At 69.2% G+C, this 14713-nt stretch carries 17 protein-coding genes and 1 tRNA gene; 14 read left to right on the top strand and 4 right to left on the bottom strand.

All coding sequences use genetic code 11. From position 1 onward, the window contains the following. The first annotated feature begins 53 nt into the window (after positions 1 to 53). From tadA to ACIGXO_RS16760, 11 genes are all read left to right on the top strand, one after another. A complete protein-coding gene (gene tadA / locus ACIGXO_RS16810; protein WP_399786566.1) occupies positions 54 to 560 on the top strand; it encodes a tRNA adenosine(34) deaminase TadA in 507 nt (168 codons plus the stop codon). A 198-nt stretch (positions 561 to 758) separates the two neighbouring features. Beyond that, positions 759 to 845 (top strand) — tRNA-Ser (locus ACIGXO_RS16805). Positions 846 to 1121: 276 nt separating this feature from the next. Continuing rightward, the gene (locus tag ACIGXO_RS16800) at positions 1122 to 1286 is read left to right on the top strand and encodes a hypothetical protein (RefSeq protein WP_181138704.1); all 165 of its coding nucleotides are present in this window, start codon (positions 1122 to 1124) and stop codon (positions 1284 to 1286) included. A 197-nt stretch (positions 1287 to 1483) separates the two neighbouring features. Continuing rightward, positions 1484 to 1777 carry a Dabb family protein gene (locus tag ACIGXO_RS16795; RefSeq protein WP_399786563.1) on the top strand — a complete coding sequence of 98 codons (294 nt, stop codon included), beginning with the start codon at positions 1484 to 1486 and terminating at the stop codon, positions 1775 to 1777. 393 nt (positions 1778 to 2170) lie between these two features. Next, positions 2171 to 2974, top strand: a complete 804-nt coding sequence (locus ACIGXO_RS16790; protein ID WP_363259310.1) for an RNA polymerase sigma factor SigF — start codon at positions 2171 to 2173, stop codon at positions 2972 to 2974. A gap of 212 nt (positions 2975 to 3186) precedes the next feature. Then, positions 3187 to 4026 carry an RNA polymerase sigma factor SigF gene (locus ACIGXO_RS16785; RefSeq protein WP_399786560.1) on the top strand — a complete coding sequence of 280 codons (840 nt, stop codon included), beginning with the start codon at positions 3187 to 3189 and terminating at the stop codon, positions 4024 to 4026. Positions 4027 to 4135: 109 nt separating this feature from the next. Further along, complete coding sequence (locus ACIGXO_RS16780) at positions 4136 to 4867, top strand: hypothetical protein (protein WP_399786557.1); 732 nt, start codon at positions 4136 to 4138, stop codon at positions 4865 to 4867. Positions 4868 to 4942: 75 nt separating this feature from the next. Continuing rightward, positions 4943 to 5590, top strand: a complete 648-nt coding sequence (locus ACIGXO_RS16775; RefSeq protein ID WP_399786554.1) for an SseB family protein — start codon at positions 4943 to 4945, stop codon at positions 5588 to 5590. Then, positions 5587 to 6303: a hypothetical protein gene (locus ACIGXO_RS16770; RefSeq protein ID WP_399786551.1), complete on the top strand. Its 717-nt coding sequence runs from the start codon at positions 5587 to 5589 to the stop codon at positions 6301 to 6303. Before ACIGXO_RS16775 ends, ACIGXO_RS16770 begins: the two co-directional genes overlap by 4 nt. Continuing rightward, entirely contained in the window at positions 6303 to 11180 is a 4878-nt protein-coding gene (locus ACIGXO_RS16765; RefSeq protein WP_399786548.1) for a putative T7SS-secreted protein, read from the top strand. The genes ACIGXO_RS16770 and ACIGXO_RS16765 overlap by 1 nt, the downstream gene beginning before the upstream one ends. Positions 11181 to 11566: 386 nt before the next feature. Then, positions 11567 to 11761 (top strand): DUF6881 domain-containing protein, encoded by a 195-nt coding sequence (locus tag ACIGXO_RS16760; RefSeq protein ID WP_399786545.1) that lies wholly within the window; start codon positions 11567 to 11569, stop codon positions 11759 to 11761. Between the two features lie 81 nt (positions 11762 to 11842). Here ACIGXO_RS16760 and ACIGXO_RS16755 read toward each other — a convergent pair whose 3' ends face one another. The 3 genes from ACIGXO_RS16755 to ACIGXO_RS16745 all read right to left on the bottom strand — a co-directional run bounded on the left by ACIGXO_RS16755 (position 11843) and on the right by ACIGXO_RS16745 (position 12796). Beyond that, entirely contained in the window at positions 11843 to 12109 is a 267-nt protein-coding gene (locus ACIGXO_RS16755; protein ID WP_399786542.1) for a hypothetical protein, read from the bottom strand. Then, positions 12106 to 12453, bottom strand: a complete 348-nt coding sequence (locus ACIGXO_RS16750) for a DUF6247 family protein (RefSeq protein ID WP_399786539.1) — start codon at positions 12451 to 12453, stop codon at positions 12106 to 12108. Before ACIGXO_RS16750 ends, ACIGXO_RS16755 begins: the two co-directional genes overlap by 4 nt. Positions 12454 to 12529: 76 nt before the next feature. Continuing rightward, a complete protein-coding gene (locus tag ACIGXO_RS16745; protein WP_399786536.1) occupies positions 12530 to 12796 on the bottom strand; it encodes a GntR family transcriptional regulator in 267 nt (88 codons plus the stop codon). A 296-nt stretch (positions 12797 to 13092) separates the two neighbouring features. On the opposite strand from ACIGXO_RS16745, the gene ACIGXO_RS16740 reads away from it, so the two are divergent. Together ACIGXO_RS16740 and ACIGXO_RS16735 are read left to right on the top strand one after the other, a co-directional pair. Continuing rightward, a complete protein-coding gene (locus tag ACIGXO_RS16740) occupies positions 13093 to 13227 on the top strand; it encodes a hypothetical protein (RefSeq protein ID WP_399786533.1) in 135 nt (44 codons plus the stop codon). Continuing rightward, positions 13224 to 13526, top strand: coding sequence for a hypothetical protein (locus ACIGXO_RS16735; protein WP_399786530.1), 303 nt, complete (start codon positions 13224 to 13226; stop codon positions 13524 to 13526). Before ACIGXO_RS16740 ends, ACIGXO_RS16735 begins: the two co-directional genes overlap by 4 nt. A gap of 108 nt (positions 13527 to 13634) precedes the next feature. On the opposite strand, the gene ACIGXO_RS16730 is transcribed toward ACIGXO_RS16735, so the two are convergent. Further along, the gene (locus ACIGXO_RS16730) at positions 13635 to 13847 is read right to left on the bottom strand and encodes a hypothetical protein (protein WP_399786527.1); all 213 of its coding nucleotides are present in this window, start codon (positions 13845 to 13847) and stop codon (positions 13635 to 13637) included. Positions 13848 to 14172: 325 nt separating this feature from the next. On the opposite strand from ACIGXO_RS16730, the gene ACIGXO_RS16725 reads away from it, so the two are divergent. Beyond that, a complete protein-coding gene (locus ACIGXO_RS16725) occupies positions 14173 to 14706 on the top strand; it encodes a MarR family winged helix-turn-helix transcriptional regulator (protein ID WP_399786524.1) in 534 nt (177 codons plus the stop codon). Positions 14707 to 14713 lie beyond the last annotated feature (7 nt).

The raw sequence follows: 14713 nt of genomic DNA, 5'->3' as shown, positions 1-14713 counted from the left end.
TCCCCCGTCCGCCCGCCGCGGACCGGCGGCCGCCGGTCCCGGACACTGTTCCCATGACCGACGCACAGCCCGCCGCCGGGGCCCCGGCGGACCCCGCACCCGATCCACTGCGTGACCCCTGGGCCGCGCCCATGCGGCAGGCCCTGGCCGAGGCCGCGCTCGCCCCCGGGACCGGTGACGTCCCGGTGGGCGCCGTCGTGCTGTCCACTGACGGCCGGGTGATCGGTACCGGCCACAACGCACGCGAGGCCACCGGCGACCCGACGGCGCACGCCGAGGTGCTGGCACTCCGGGAAGCCGCCAAGGAGGTCGGCGAATGGCGGCTGAATGGGTGCACCCTCGTCGTCACGCTCGAACCCTGCACGATGTGCGCGGGCGCGATCGTGCTCTCCCGGGTGGACCGGGTGGTGTACGGCGCCCGGGACGAGAAGGCGGGCGCGGCCGGCTCCCTCTGGGACGTCGTCCGTGACCGACGCCTCAATCACCGCCCCGAGGTCATCACCGACGTCCTGGCCGACGACTGCGCGGCCCTCCTCACGGACTTCTTCCGCGCCCGCTGAGGGCGCCCGGCGACGCGGCACGGGCACGCCGAGGGCGCCCGGCGACGCGGCACGGGCATGCCGAGGGCGCCCGACGGCGCGGTCCGGGCCTGCTGAGGGCGCTCGGCGGCGCGGTCCGGGCCCGTGACGGGCGGTCTTCGCCCCCGCCTCCCGGCACCGATTTCGGCACACGGCCCCTCATGGGCTAGGCTCTGCCTCGGTAGCGTGTCCGAGCGGCCGAAGGAGCGCGCCTCGAAAGCGCGTGAGGGGGCAACTCCTCCGTGGGTTCAAATCCCACCGCTACCGCTCACACGAAGGGCCCGACTCAGCAGAGTCGGGCCCTTCGTCCGTTCCGGGTCTGATGGCCGTACCCCCGGTTCAACGGGGCGCCGAACGACCCGGATTGGCGGGACTTTCGTCCATAAGGGCGGCGCGCGGCCGGTACGGCGGGGACGCGCGGGTGCCGGAACGGAGCGGTACCGACCCGGCCGCGGCTGCTGCCATGGGGCCGGTGTGGTTAAACTCGCCCGACTGCAACCGGGCAGGAGCCGCCGGATAGGGCCGTAGGGGAGACGGGGACGCATGGTGGAAACGAAGAAGATCGCGCTTTACGTGGTCGTCGTCTTCGTCCTGTACACGATCGTCACGTCCCCGACGCGGGCCGCCGACCTCGTGCAAATAGGGTTCGAGGGCATTTCGGACGCCGCACAGGGCGTGGGCCAGTTCATGACCTCACTGATCCAGTAACCGGCACCGCACGCACAACCGTTTCACCGCAGGACCGTTTCACCGCAGGACCGTTTCCCTGCACAACCGTTTCACCGCACGACCCCGGCACCACCGGCCCAGCGCTCCGCCACCGCCCCGATCGCCCCTCCAAGGCTCGCGCGTGGCCCCGCCAGCAGAAACGATTTACCCGTATCCCGCGTCTTGGAGGCCGCCCCGTGATCCGCCACCTGGTCCTTTTCAAGCTCAACGACGGCGTCGAGCGCGACGAGCCGCGCGTCGCGGCCGGCGTGAAGGCGTTCCAGGAGCTCGGCGACCTCATCCCCGAGCTGCAGTTCTGGGAGTGCGGCTGGAACGTCACCGACCGCCCGATCGCCTACGACTTCGCGATCAACTCGGCCGTCGCCGACAAGGAAGCCCTCACCCGCTACCTGGAGCACCCCGCCCACCAGGCGGGCGTCAAGCAGTGGGCGGAGTTCGCCACCTGGGTGATCGCCGACTACGAGATCTGAGCGCGGTCCGGCCCGGCCGGACCGCGATACGACGGCTGCCACGGGCCCGAGCACCCGGCGGCACCGCCCTCGGCCTCTCCGGGCCGAACAGCCCCTCGCCCCTGCGGGCGGGGGGTTTCTTGCGTGCACGCCCCCTCGCGGGCGGCCCGCGACGGCCCCTCCCGGCAGCCCCGTACCGCCCACCCACCACCGCCAACTGCCCTTCAACACGGCAATATGCGGTGCTTGCACACAGTGCACATGTCTTGTGATGCTATGACCGCTTTTGCCCGATCTATCCAGTTACCGCCCACCACTGGGACGCCGAAGCGCCGCGCCGCCGAAGCGCCGACCGAAGACCTGACTGACTCACTTACTGACGCACTGGAGCGCTGTGAAGGGGAGGCGTGAACCGTGACGGCCCGTACTGCGCCGAAGGCGCCATCCCGCCAGAGCAGAAGTGCGGACACCCGGGCGCTCACCCAAGTCCTCTTCGCCGAGCTGGCCGGCCTGGAGCCGGGCACCCCGCAGCACGCCCGCGTGCGGGACGCGCTGATCGAGGCGAACCTTCCCCTGGTCCGGTACGCGGCGGCACGTTTCCGCAGCCGTAACGAGCCCATGGAGGACGTCATCCAGGTCGGCACGATCGGGCTGATCAACGCGATCGACCGATTCGACCCCGACCGCGGCGTGCAGTTCCCCACCTTCGCGATGCCGACCGTCGTCGGCGAGATCAAGCGGTACTTCCGCGACAACGTGCGGACGGTCCACGTCCCCCGCCGCCTCCACGAGCTCTGGGTACAGGTCAACGGCGCCACCGAGGACCTGACCGTGCTGCACGGCCGGTCCCCCACCACCGCGGAGATCGCGGAGCGCCTGAAGATCGGCGAGGAGGAGGTGCTCGCCTGCCTGGAGGCCGGCCGCTCGTACCACGCGACGTCCCTCGAAGCCGCCCAGGAGGGCGACGGCCTGCCGGGCCTCCTGGACCGCCTGGGGTACGAGGACCCGGAGCTGGCCGGTGTCGAACACCGCGACCTGGTCCGCCACCTCCTCGTACAGCTGCCCGAACGCGAGCAGCGCATCCTGCTGCTCCGTTACTACAGCAACCTCACGCAGTCCCAGATCAGTGCGGAACTGGGCGTGTCCCAGATGCACGTCTCCCGGCTGCTCTCGCGGAGTTTCGCCCGGCTCCGATCCGCAAACAGGATCGACGCCTAACCAGGACGAGGTACGCCCGCCAAGGGACCAGCACTCCTTCCTGCAGGGATATGTCGACATGGCGCTACAGCGTGTTGCCGACATGTGACATTCTGCAGGAACCGCGTTTGCCGCGGCGCTGCCTCCGGTATTCAGGTGGAGGCTGAACTCTTCGCTCCGTATGGGGCAGAGGAGGCGCAACGGCGACCCGACCGCGACCTCAAGGGGGTGGCATGTCCGTAGAACTGGGCAGCTCCAAGGTGCTCCCCGCACCAGCACCGCACGTGCACGAGGACCACGTGCACGACGACGCCCTCAACACCCGTACGCTCTCCCGCTCCCTGTTCCTGCGGCTGGCCACGCTCGACAAGGACAGCGTGGAGCGTACGTACGTCCGCGACACGCTGATCGAACTGAACCTCCCGCTCGTGCGCTACGCAGCTGCCCGCTTCCGCAGCCGGAACGAGCCGATGGAGGACATCGTCCAGGTCGGCACGATCGGCCTGATCAAGGCGATCGACCGGTTCGACTGCGAACGGGGCGTCGAATTCCCGACGTTCGCCATGCCCACCGTCGTCGGCGAGATCAAGCGCTTCTTCCGCGACACCTCCTGGTCCGTACGGGTCCCGCGCCGCCTCCAGGAGCTGCGGCTGGCCCTCACGAAGGCCAGCGACGACCTGTCGCAGAAGCTCGACCGCTCCCCCACCGTCGCCGAACTCGCCGCGTGCCTCGGCGTATCGGAGGAGGACGTCGTCGACGGCCTCGCCGTCGGCAACGCCTACACCGCTTCCTCCCTCGACTCTCCCTCCCCCGAGGACGACGGCGGCGAGGGCTCCCTCGCGGACCGCCTCGGCTACGAGGACACCGCCCTGGAGGGCGTGGAGTACCGCGAGTCCCTCAAGCCGCTGCTCGCCAAACTCCCGCCGCGCGAGCGCCAGATCATCATGCTCCGCTTCTTCGCGAACATGACCCAGTCCCAGATCGGCGAGGAGGTCGGCATCTCCCAGATGCACGTCTCCCGCCTCCTCACCCGCACCCTCGCCCAACTCCGCGACGGGCTGACCACGGACTGACGACGCGACGCACCCCCGGGCAACAGGCGCCACGAGCGATCACCTGGCCCGGGGCTTCGACATGCCCTCACCTCTGTACTCCTGACGCCCCGTCACCCACACTGCCTCCATGCGACGGACGACGGTTGGCGCATCGGTGGGTGTACTGGCGTTACTGGCCACCCTGCTGGCGTCCTGCGGCACCACCGAAGATCCGGGCTACCTCGCATCGGGCCCGGCGAACGACCGCGCCCCGGACAAACTCGTCGCCCCCACGGACGACGTCATGCTGACCCCACTGGACGGCCCCAGCCCCGGCGCCGACGGCAGCACGAGTACCCCCGCCGACGCCGCCGAATCCGCTGATTCCGCCGAATCCGCCGACAAGCCCGGGGGCCGCCCTGGCGACACGGCAGCCGGCTCCGTCCCCCCTGCCGACACGGCGGAACCGCCGACCCCCACTCGGCCACCCTCCAGCACCACCCCGGACACACCGGCCGACAACGCCCCGGCCCCCTCCTCGCCCTCCCCCACGCCCACTCCCGCCGACAACACCCCCGCCCACTTGAAACTCAGCACCCCCCTCCTCACCAACACCGACGTCCGCTGGTGCGAGCGAGTAACCGTGAAGCTCCACAACACCGGCGGCCGACCGGTGACGGACGGCACCATCACCTTCGCCACCCACATCATCGGCGGACTCGGAATCGACTGGGGCACCCGGAAGTCGACCCGCGAACTGCCCGTCCCGATCGCCGGCGGCGAGACGGAGAAGCACACGTGGAAGGTGTGCTTGGACGCGTGGCGAGTCCCCCTCGGCATGCACATCACCACAAAGGACGCCACCGCCACCTGGAAATGACAGCCCAGTAGGCCAAGCACCCTCCGCCCAGGCACTCCTGGCCCGCTGTCAGACGCGAATGCGAACATGTGATGCATGAGTACCAGTGGGGCGGGGGAATCTTCGGGTGCTGCGCGTGCGGACGGCCGTCCGCGCCTGGAGGACTTGCTGCGGCAGGCGGACGCCGAAGCGGCAGCGCGGGAGCGGCGGCCGAGCGAGCCGCGCGCGGACCGTGCCCCGCGCCCGGCACCGGCACCGGACCCGGCCCCCGAGGCCGAGGACGCAACCGCCCGTGAAACGCGGGCATTCGCCGCCCGGCTGGGGGAGTTCCGACGTACGGCCGTGATCGTGCCGACGCTCGACGGCGACCTGATGACCGCGGCCTACGGCGGCATCCGCTGGATCTACGCCTTCAGTGACCGCCCGGCCCTCGCCCGCTTCGCGGTGACCGCCGGCTGGGAGCCGCCGCCCGCGGACGGCCTGGAGTTCCTGACCGTGTACGGCGCCCGGCTGCTGGACGTGGTGATCCCGGCGACCGGCGAGCCGACGGGCGTGGCCCTGGACGTCGCGGACGCGGAGACGGGCGGCTGCGTGATGTTCCCGCCCGTACTCGGCATCGTCCCGGACGAGGCGGCCGTGGACGGGGAGAACGGTGAGGCGCTCGCCGCAGCCGCGGCGGCCAGTGCAGCGGGCCGGGGCCAGGGCCAGGCGGTCCCGGGTACGGACACGGGGGAGACGGCATGAGCGGCGAGCAGCCGGAGATGAGCGACGAGCTGAAGGACCTCCACGTCTCGCCGGCGGCCATCAAGAAGATCACCAGCGGCATCAACGGTGCCATCGACGAGCTGCAGGCCATCGGCCAGGCGGGCGCCGCCGAGGTCGGCCGCGGCTTCTCCGAACTTGCCCTGACCGGCATGGAAACCGGCTACGCCGACCTCACCGCGAAGTTCGGGACGTTCTGCGAGCGCTGGGAGTGGGGCGTCCGCTCCCTCGTGAAGGAAGCCCTCGACTTCGCCGAGAAGGCGGGCCTCTCGGCGGGCCTGATGCACGAGGCGGACGGCTACGTCCAGGGCACGATGAAGGTCGGCTGGACGGCCGCGATGGGCAATCCCCACCTGTCCGAGGAGGACGCCGAGAAGCGCAGCTGGGGACAGACCCTCGAGGACAACCCGGTCCACAACCTCGCCAACCCCGACTACAGCGCCAAGTCCATGCTGCAGGCCGAACAGGACACCGAGGACCTCTGGAAGTCGACGGCGCACGACCTCACCACGGAGGGGATGATCGGCGGCCAGTACAGCTCGTACGCGAAGGCCGTCGGCTACGGGGACGAGTACGACGCCGCGATGGACGACGCGTTCGGCCCGGACAACGACAAGGGCGACGACGGCGGCGCACACGGGGACAGCGGTCAGCGCGAGGGCGGCCGCACCGAGCACGGGGGAAGCAAGGGCTGATGGGCTGGGACGACTGGATACCGGACGGCGTCAAGGACGGTGTCAACGATGTCGCCGACAAGGTCGGTGACGCGTACGAGGGCGGCCAGCAGGCCATCGGCCGGGGCATCGGCCACTACAGCGGCCGGCTGGCGGACGCCATGGACGACGCCGGCTGGGACAGCGGTGCCGACTGGGTCCGCAGCAAGGGCGACTCGGTCGCGAACCAGCTCGGCGCCGAGGTCCAGGAGTGGGAGCTCGGCGAGACCGAGGACCCCAAGAAGCTGGTGCACGGCAGCGCCGACAAGATCCGCGCCACGGCCAAGAACCTCAGCGACTTCCAGAAGGCGTTCGACAAGGTCGCCTCCGGGATGCGGCAGCTGGACTCCGGCGAGTGGCGCGGCCAGGCCGCCGACGCCTTCCGCAAGAAGTTCGCCATGCACCCGGCCAAGTGGGCACACGCCGCCGACGCCTGCGAAAAGGCGTCGAAGGCCCTGTCCGGTTTCGCCGAGACGGTGCACTGGGCGCAGCAGCAGGCCCAGGTGGCGATCAACGAGTACAAGAAGGGCCAGGAGGCGACCGACAAGGCGCGGGCCGCACACGCGAGGGACGTGGCCGCGTACGCGAAGGACCTCCAGACCTACAAGGACGCCCAGGACGCGGGCAAGGACGCGGGCAAGCGCCCCACCGACCCGGGCGACTTCACCCATGACCCGGGCGAGGCGCTGCGCAACGCCGCCAGGGACAAGCTGATCCACGCCCGCAAGCAGCGCAACACGGCGGGCGCCCACGCGGTGACGCACGTGGACGCCGCCCTGGCCCACGCCCCCGCGAAGCCGGAGTTCACCGACCGGCTCGGCATGGAGGCGTACGACAAGATCCAGGGAGCGCCGACGGAGCTCCTGCACACGGCGGGCGGCTTCACGAAGGGCGCTTTCGGGCTGGTGGCCTTCGCCCGCTCGGTCAGCCCCATGGACTCGTACAACGTCTCGCACCCGGCCGAGTACGCGATGACGCTGAACTCCACGGCCGCGGGCCTGATCGGCATGGCGAACCACCCGGAGCGCCTCCCGGCCGCCATCGTCGGCACGGGCTGGAGCCACGACGCCTCGGAGGCCAAGGGCCGCCTGCTCTTCGACGCCGCCCTGGACATCGCCACGGGCGGCGCGGGCGCGGCGGCGAGCGCGAGTTCCCGTACGGCCAGGGCGGCCCGCTTGGCCGACGATCTCGGAGAGGACGCGCTCCGCCGCGGGGGGCGGGATGTGGCGGAGGATGCGGGGGAACGCACGGCGCGCGAGCAGGCGGACGGAGCCGAGAAGGGCGCGGCCGAGCGGGCCGAAGACCAGAGGGTCTGCCGGGAGGACCCGGTCGACATGGCCACCGGCCGGATGGTGCTGCCGCAGACCGACCTGAGTCTGCCGGCCGCCGGCCTTCCGCTGGTATTCCGCCGCACTTTCGAGTCGTCATATCGTGCCGGCCGGTGGTTCGGCCCGTCGTGGACCTCCACCGTGGACGTGCGCCTGGAGATCGACGCCCGGGGTGTCGTCTTCGTACGCGAGGACGGCTCCCTGCTGTCCTACCCGCACCCGGTCCCGGGCGTCCCCACGCGGTCCGAGGAAGGCGACCGCTGGGCGCTGGAGCGGGAGGCCGACGGTGGTTACCTGGTCAGCGACCCGGACACCGGTCGTACCTGGTTCTTCTCCCCGCCCGCCGACGGCGCGGAGGACGGCGTCGCCCTGCTCGAACAGATCTCCCACCGCGGCGGCCACTGGATCACCTTCACGTACGACGCCACGGGCGCGCCCGCGGAGATCGCGCACAGCGGCGGCTACCGGGTGCGCGTCAGCACGGCTGACGGTCGCATCACCGCCTTGCACCTGGCCGGCGCCGAAGACGCGTCCGGCAGTGACGTGGACGTGGAGGTCGTCCGCTACGGCTACACGGACGGCGACCTCACCGAAGTGACCGGCTCCTCCGGGCGCCCGCTCCGCTTCGGGTATGACGACCACCACCGCATCACGTCCTGGACCGACACCAACGACTCCCGTTTCGACTACGAGTACGACGACCGGCACCGCTGTGTCTTCCAGTCCGGCGTGGCGGGCCACATGCGGAACACCTTCCGCTACGACGAGATCGATGAGGCCACCGGGCACCGCATCACCTCGGTCACCGATTCACTCGGCCACACCACCCGCTTCCTGATCAACGACCGCACCCAGGTCGTCGCCGAGATAAGCCCCACCGGCGCGGTCACCCGCACCGAACGCGACCGACGCAACCGAGTGCTGTCGGTCACCGACCCGCTGGGCAACACCACCACGTACGACTACACCGCCGACGGTGAACTGGCCTGCGTCGTACGCCCCGACGGCACCCGGGCAACCGCCACTTACAACGCTCTCGGTCTGCCGGTCGAGGTCACCGACCCGGACGGCGCCGTCTGGCGCCAGACGTACGACGAGGCCGGCCGCCGCACGTCCGCCACCGACCCGACCGGGGCCGTCACGACCTTCACGTACGACGACCGCGGGCACCTCGCCTCGATCACGAACGCCGAAGGCCACACCACCCGCGTACGCTGCGACTCCTACGGCCTTCCCCAGCAGATCACGGACCCGCTCGGCGGCACGACGACCTACGTCCGTGACGCCTTCGGCCGCGTCGTGTCCCACGCCGACCCCCTCGGCGCGACCACCCATTACGAGTGGACCGTCGAAGGCCGCCTGGCCCGCCGCACGGCCCCGGACGGCGCGACCGAATCCTGGACGTACGACGGCGAAGGCAACTGCCTCACCCACACCGACGCCGCGGGTGGGGTGACCCGCTACGAGTACACCCACTTCGACCTGCTCACGGCCCGCACCGAACCGAACGGTGTCCGCTACTCCTTCGCGTACGACGCACAGCTCAGGCTGACCAAGGTCACCAACCCGCAGGGCCTGGAGTGGTCGTACGCATACGATCCGGCCGGGCTGCTGACCGCCGAGACGGACTTCGACGGCCGCCGGGTGTCGTACGAACGTGACCCGGCAGGCCGCCTCGCCGCCCGCACCAGCCCACTGGGCCACACGACCGTCTACCAGTACGACAAGCTCGGTCGTACGACGGCCAAGCGCACCGCCGACGGCGTGACCACCCGCTACACCCACGACCCGAGCGGCCGTCTCCTCCGCGCGACAGCGCCGGACAGCGAGGTGGCGTGGGCCCGCGATCCCCTGGGCCGTATCACCGCCGAGACGGTCAACGGCCGCACGATGTCGTACGCGTACGACGTGCTCGGCCGCCGCATTCACCGCCGCACCCCCACTGGCGCGGTGGCGACATACGTTTACGACGCGGCCGGTCGCCGCATCTCCCTGACGACCTCCGGCCGCACGCTGGACTTCACCCACGACGCCACGGGCCAGGAGATCACCCGCAGCCTCACGGACGGCCTGATCACTCTCCACCAGTCGTACGACCCGGCGGGCCGCCTGTCCTCCCAGTCCCTGTACGGCGCGACGCCGCCGCCGGGTGCCTCCGCGGAAGGCGCGTCGACACCATCAGGTGCCGCTGCGGATCGCGCGACCGCGCACACGAACCCGCTCCAGCACCGGTCGTACACCTACCGCCCCGACGGCTACCTCACCGGCATCGACGACCTCCTGAGCGGCCCCCGCCGCTTCACCCTCGACCCCGTCGGCCGCGTCACCGCGGTCTCCGCCCACAACTGGACCGAGACCTACGCCTACGACGAGGCCGGCAACCAGACGTCCGCCGAATGGCCCGGCGCGCACGCCAACTCGGAAGCCACCGGCGCCCGCTCGTACACCGGCACCCGCCTCACCCAGGCCGGCCGCATCCGCTACGAACACGACGCCGCGGGCCGCCTCATCCTGCGCCAGAAGCGCCACCTCTCCGGCAAGCGCGAATCCTGGCACTACACCTGGGACACCGAGGACCGCCTGACCTCGGTCACCACCCCCGACGGCACGGTCTGGCGCTACCGCTACGACCCCCTGGGCCGCCGCACGTCCAAGCAACGCCTGTCTTCAGACGGCACCACCGTCCTGGAACAGGTGGACTTCACCTGGGACGGCACCACCCTCACCGAACAAACCACCTCAGCCGGGCCGTCGACCCCGCCCATCACCCTCACCTGGGACCACAACGGCCTCGCCCCCATCGCCCAGACCGAACGCATAAGCGCGGCGGACGCCCCACAATCCGAAATCGACTCCCGCTTCTTCGCCATCATCACCGACCTCATCGGCACCCCCACCGAACTGATCTCCCCCGAAGGCGAAATAGCCTGGCACACCCGCACCACCCTCTGGGGCACCACCACCTGGAACGCCGACGCCACCGCCTACACCCCCCTCCGCTTCCCAGGCCAATACTTCGACCCCGAAACCGGGCTGCACTACAACTATTTCCGATATTACGACACCGGCACTGCGCGCTACATATCAACAGACCCCTTGGGTCTCGCACCGGCACCAAACACGTCTACTTACGTCCACAACCCTCATACGTGGACTGACCCCCTCGGCCTCTTTGGCTGCAAAGACGGAGGGTTCAGCAATCCAGTCGAACCGCACGAGATTTCTGAAATTAACTCCAACTACGGCGGCTCAGTCCTCATGCATGGCAGCCCCGAAAATATGCTGATGAACGCCAGTCGCTACGAGAGCTTCTGGGACAAATCCGCGGTAGCCATTCGTGATATCGCCGGATCACACATGTACGATAATGGCAACAAGCGGACCGCCGTAGCCGTAGTCGAGGAACTAATGAGGAGAAATAATGTCATCAGCGGGCCATCACACGACGACTTGTGGAGAGCAGTTTCGGCAGTAGGCAAGGGAGAGACTCACGAAATCAGCGAGATCGCCAAAATGCTCCGAGGTTACTAGTAAAGCACGACTGGAGGAAGTAGATGGACATCGAATCCCTGATGAAAGAACTGGCAAACACAGGAGTTTCAGTTCTCATTAAATGCGATGGCGAGCGAATGACGACAACAGGGGATCCTTGGACTCTTGTAATCACTGGCGGCCCTCTGTCTGAGCAGGGGCCCGTACGGCGAGACGACAGCACCCTCCACACCTGCCTCACTAACGGGCTGACCCTCCTACAGGATCGCGGTGAGGAGTGGCACTGGCTGGGCCGCTACCTGGGCCACTAGCGATGCGATCTGGATGTGTCCGGCCACGCGAGTACTGGAAGGTTCGCTGGGTTCACGAGTTTCTGGATGAGGCGATCGTGTTCTACAGCGAGGTGGGGGGGTGATGGGTATGAAGTGCGGAAGGTGCAGGTTTATCGGGACGGGCGCAGGTTGAAGGCGGATTGTCTGCATGAGTCCGGTGAGATCGGCCTGAGCGAGGCCCCGGTTGGAAGGATCGAGGACGTGGCGGCGCAGAGTGAGTTCGCTGCGGAGATCATCGAGCGCGAGGAGTTCGAGTCCGCGTGGGGGCAATCGGTTTGGCCCGAATGATTGATGGGCGAGTAGGGGCGGCTGGTGCGCGCTCCTCTGGGGCGCTCGTATTCGCTGCGCGTGTGGCAGAGCGGTGGGGCGTCAGCCGTACCAGGTGATGTTGCAGATGTAGATGCACTCGTGGCGGGGTACGGCGAGGAAGCTGATGAAGCCGCGGCCGCCCAGGATGTCGAACTCCCGCAGGCCGCCCTCGCGGTCGATCGGCCGGCCTACCTTGACCGCGTCGCGCCCCAGCGCGGCGAGTTCGGATGCCAGGCGCTCCACCTCCGCTGTCGCCCCGAGCGGCAGTCCTCCGGCGACGTAGTCCTTGCTCGGGTTGTAGTCCCACGTCCAGTCGCCGTGGGTCACAGCCCGGCCTCTTTCTCCGCCGCCTCGCGGATCCGCCGAATCTCGGCGATGGCCTCTGTGGGGTCCTGGTCCCCCGCATCGACGATGCGCTCCAGTTCATGGAGACGGGCGGCGCGTTCGGGGTACCGCTCGATCGCGATGAAGACGGCCCAGGAGTGGACGAAGGCGCGGAGAGGGGCGAGGCTCTGCGTCTGCTGAGCGTTCGTCGTCGCCTCGAAGAGGTGCTGGGTGAGGGCAGATACCCGACTCGGAGCGATGCGGGACACGGCGGCCCGCAGGGCATCGGGCGTGAGGTCGGGCATCGGGATCAGCGGTCCGTGCGGACCGTCGGGCTGCGCGCTCACGGTGTCCTCCGTTGCGGACGGTTCGGTACCCACACGGTAGCGGTCGGATCGCCGGGTGGGTGCCGATCGTGTGCGCTCAGCCGCCCGGCGGCCCGTCCGCGAAGCCGGCCGGGAGTTGCTTCGAGACGAAGGAGCCCATGCCGACCTCGGTGTAGATCAGCCCTTCTGCCCGCAGTCCGCGGTGCACCTTCTGTGCTGTCGCCGTGGCGATCCCGAACTCCTCCTGGAGCTTCAGGACCGAGGGAACCTTGGTTCCGGCTGGATACGTGCCATCAGCAATCCGCTTGCGGATTACGTCGGCGACCTGTCGCCAGCGGGGTCGGTCGGGAGCAAAATCGATCACTCGAACAAGGCTAGGCAAGGCAGTGCATATCAAGCGAGCGATGATAGGGCCTGATACACCCTAGTAAGGTGTGCCACGGATGCACTACCCTCCCACACACGAGGAACCCCGGCGGTCGCGGCAACGACCCCGGGGCGTGGTCAACGCCGTCTTCTTCCAGGAGCGCCGACATGCGTCACCGTATCGTTCGCGTCGTGGCACGGGTGAGGGAACTGTTCTCCTCGTCCGTGCCTACATCGCCTGTTGTTGGTCGTACGCCTCTTGTTTCCCTCCCGAGCATCGCCGCCCCTCCGCGAGTGCTCGATGAGGTGATCGACGGGGACGCGTCCCGGCTCGTACGGCCGTACCTCGTCGTCGCTGAGCGGCGGGCGCGGGAGCAAGCCGCTCGGCTCTTCGCGTACGACGGCGGCTTCTCGGTGTACGCGTCGTGAGCGAGGTGGAGCGGCTGCGGTTGCTGCCCTGGGTCGGGGTCGATGGGCGGCGGTGTTATCTGTCGACGGATGCGGACGGGAGCGGGTACGTCGCGCGGTTGGCCGATGAGGTGGAGGCGGTGCAGCTTGCGCTGGGGGCGCGGCTGGTCGAGCGGGCGAGTGAAGTACTCGGCGTGCAGGGGCGGGGAGTCAGGGCGCGCCCCAATGAGTTGCGTTGCCTCGCGTACGGACTTGTCGAGGCATTGCGGGATGCGCTTCGGATTGCGGAGAGTCGAGCAGCGAGGCGCGGCGACAGCTAGTGGGCGTAGTACACGGCTAGTACGCAGAAGACGGCGGTGCCCCGAGGGGGGCACCGCCGTCCGACGTGGTGACAAGTAACAGACAGGAAGAGGGGGAGAGTCGGGCCGTCAGGCCAGGGCCAGCCAAGCGGCCGCCGCGATGATCACGATGGCTACGACTACGCCGATGATGATGCCCGCGCGGGGGCCCGAAGTGGACGGCGGGGTGGCCGCGGCGGTGCGGGGGGTTTGGGGGGCGCCTTCGTCGACGAAGGCGCGGAACATCTGCGTGCTGCCGGCCGGGTCGTGGTTGCCGTCGGGCGTCTGCGGGTTGTTCGCCATAGGGCGAGACCCTAGCGAACTGGTGGGTAGCCGGACACCCCCAGTCGGTCGAAGTGCGGCCGCGGCCCGGGCGGGCGGGCGACGGTGCCGAGCCGGTCAGAGCGCCGCAAAGCGGCGGAGGGGCACGAGGGGGCTCCGTATGCCCCGGTGAGGGCGTGTGCACACCGCTCTGACCTGCAGTTTTGCGGGCCATCACCATTCCCTTGACTCGTGCACGGTGCATCTTTTTGGGTTCCTTTACCTCATGAAGCGAGCATTCGTTTGCCTTCGGCAACCAAGTGGTTCTATGGTTGCCTCAAGCAACAAAAGACGTGTGGAGGTGCCCATGGCCGCGCAGGGTCAGTACCAGGAGCTGGCCAGGCAACTCAGCGCCATCGGTGCCGTGAAACGCGAGCTCGGGCGCATCCTGCCCCACGACTGCCCGCCCGCCTCGGTAGGCGTGCTCACCATCCTCGACCGGTACGGCGAGATGCGGATGAGCAAGCTGGCCGAGCTGCTGATGATCGACATGTCGGTGACCAGCCGGCACGTCGCCCACATCGCGGAGCGCGGCTGGATCGAGCGGGAGCCCGACCCTCTGGACAAGCGGTCCAGGCTGCTGCGACTGACAAACCGCGGACGCGAACTGCTCGCCGAGCTGTCCGTCCGTTACACAGAATCCCTCGCCCGGTACCTCGACGACTGGTCCGACGACGACGTCGGCCGGCTGAACGAGCTGCTCGCGAAGTTGCACGAGAGCTTCGGCGACTGCCGCACCCGGGCGCACCAGGAACCCACGCGTACCGACGTCACGCGTACGGAGATCACGCGTACGGACGTCACGCGCAGCCAAACCACCCGTACATCAGCAGGACGATAAGGAATTA

It is taken from the genome of Streptomyces sp. NPDC053542, assembly GCF_044544685.1.
Lineage (GTDB): Bacteria > Actinomycetota > Actinomycetes > Streptomycetales > Streptomycetaceae > Streptomyces.
Note: the sequence above shows the minus strand (reverse complement) of the source record. Positions and strands in the feature narration are given on the sequence as shown.

Coding starts and splice junctions, on each gene's coding strand:
- tadA (WP_399786566.1), top strand. CDS start 54: ATGACCGACGCACAGCCCGCCGCCGGGGCCCCGGCGGACCCCGCACCC.
- ACIGXO_RS16800 (WP_181138704.1), top strand. CDS start 1,122: ATGGTGGAAACGAAGAAGATCGCGCTTTACGTGGTCGTCGTCTTCGTC.
- ACIGXO_RS16785 (WP_399786560.1), top strand. CDS start 3,187: ATGTCCGTAGAACTGGGCAGCTCCAAGGTGCTCCCCGCACCAGCACCG.
- ACIGXO_RS16780 (WP_399786557.1), top strand. CDS start 4,136: ATGCGACGGACGACGGTTGGCGCATCGGTGGGTGTACTGGCGTTACTG.
- ACIGXO_RS16775 (WP_399786554.1), top strand. CDS start 4,943: ATGAGTACCAGTGGGGCGGGGGAATCTTCGGGTGCTGCGCGTGCGGAC.
- ACIGXO_RS16770 (WP_399786551.1), top strand. CDS start 5,587: ATGAGCGGCGAGCAGCCGGAGATGAGCGACGAGCTGAAGGACCTCCAC.
- ACIGXO_RS16765 (WP_399786548.1), top strand. CDS start 6,303: ATGGGCTGGGACGACTGGATACCGGACGGCGTCAAGGACGGTGTCAAC.
- ACIGXO_RS16730 (WP_399786527.1), bottom strand. CDS start 13,847: ATGGCGAACAACCCGCAGACGCCCGACGGCAACCACGACCCGGCCGGC.
- ACIGXO_RS16725 (WP_399786524.1), top strand. CDS start 14,173: ATGGCCGCGCAGGGTCAGTACCAGGAGCTGGCCAGGCAACTCAGCGCC.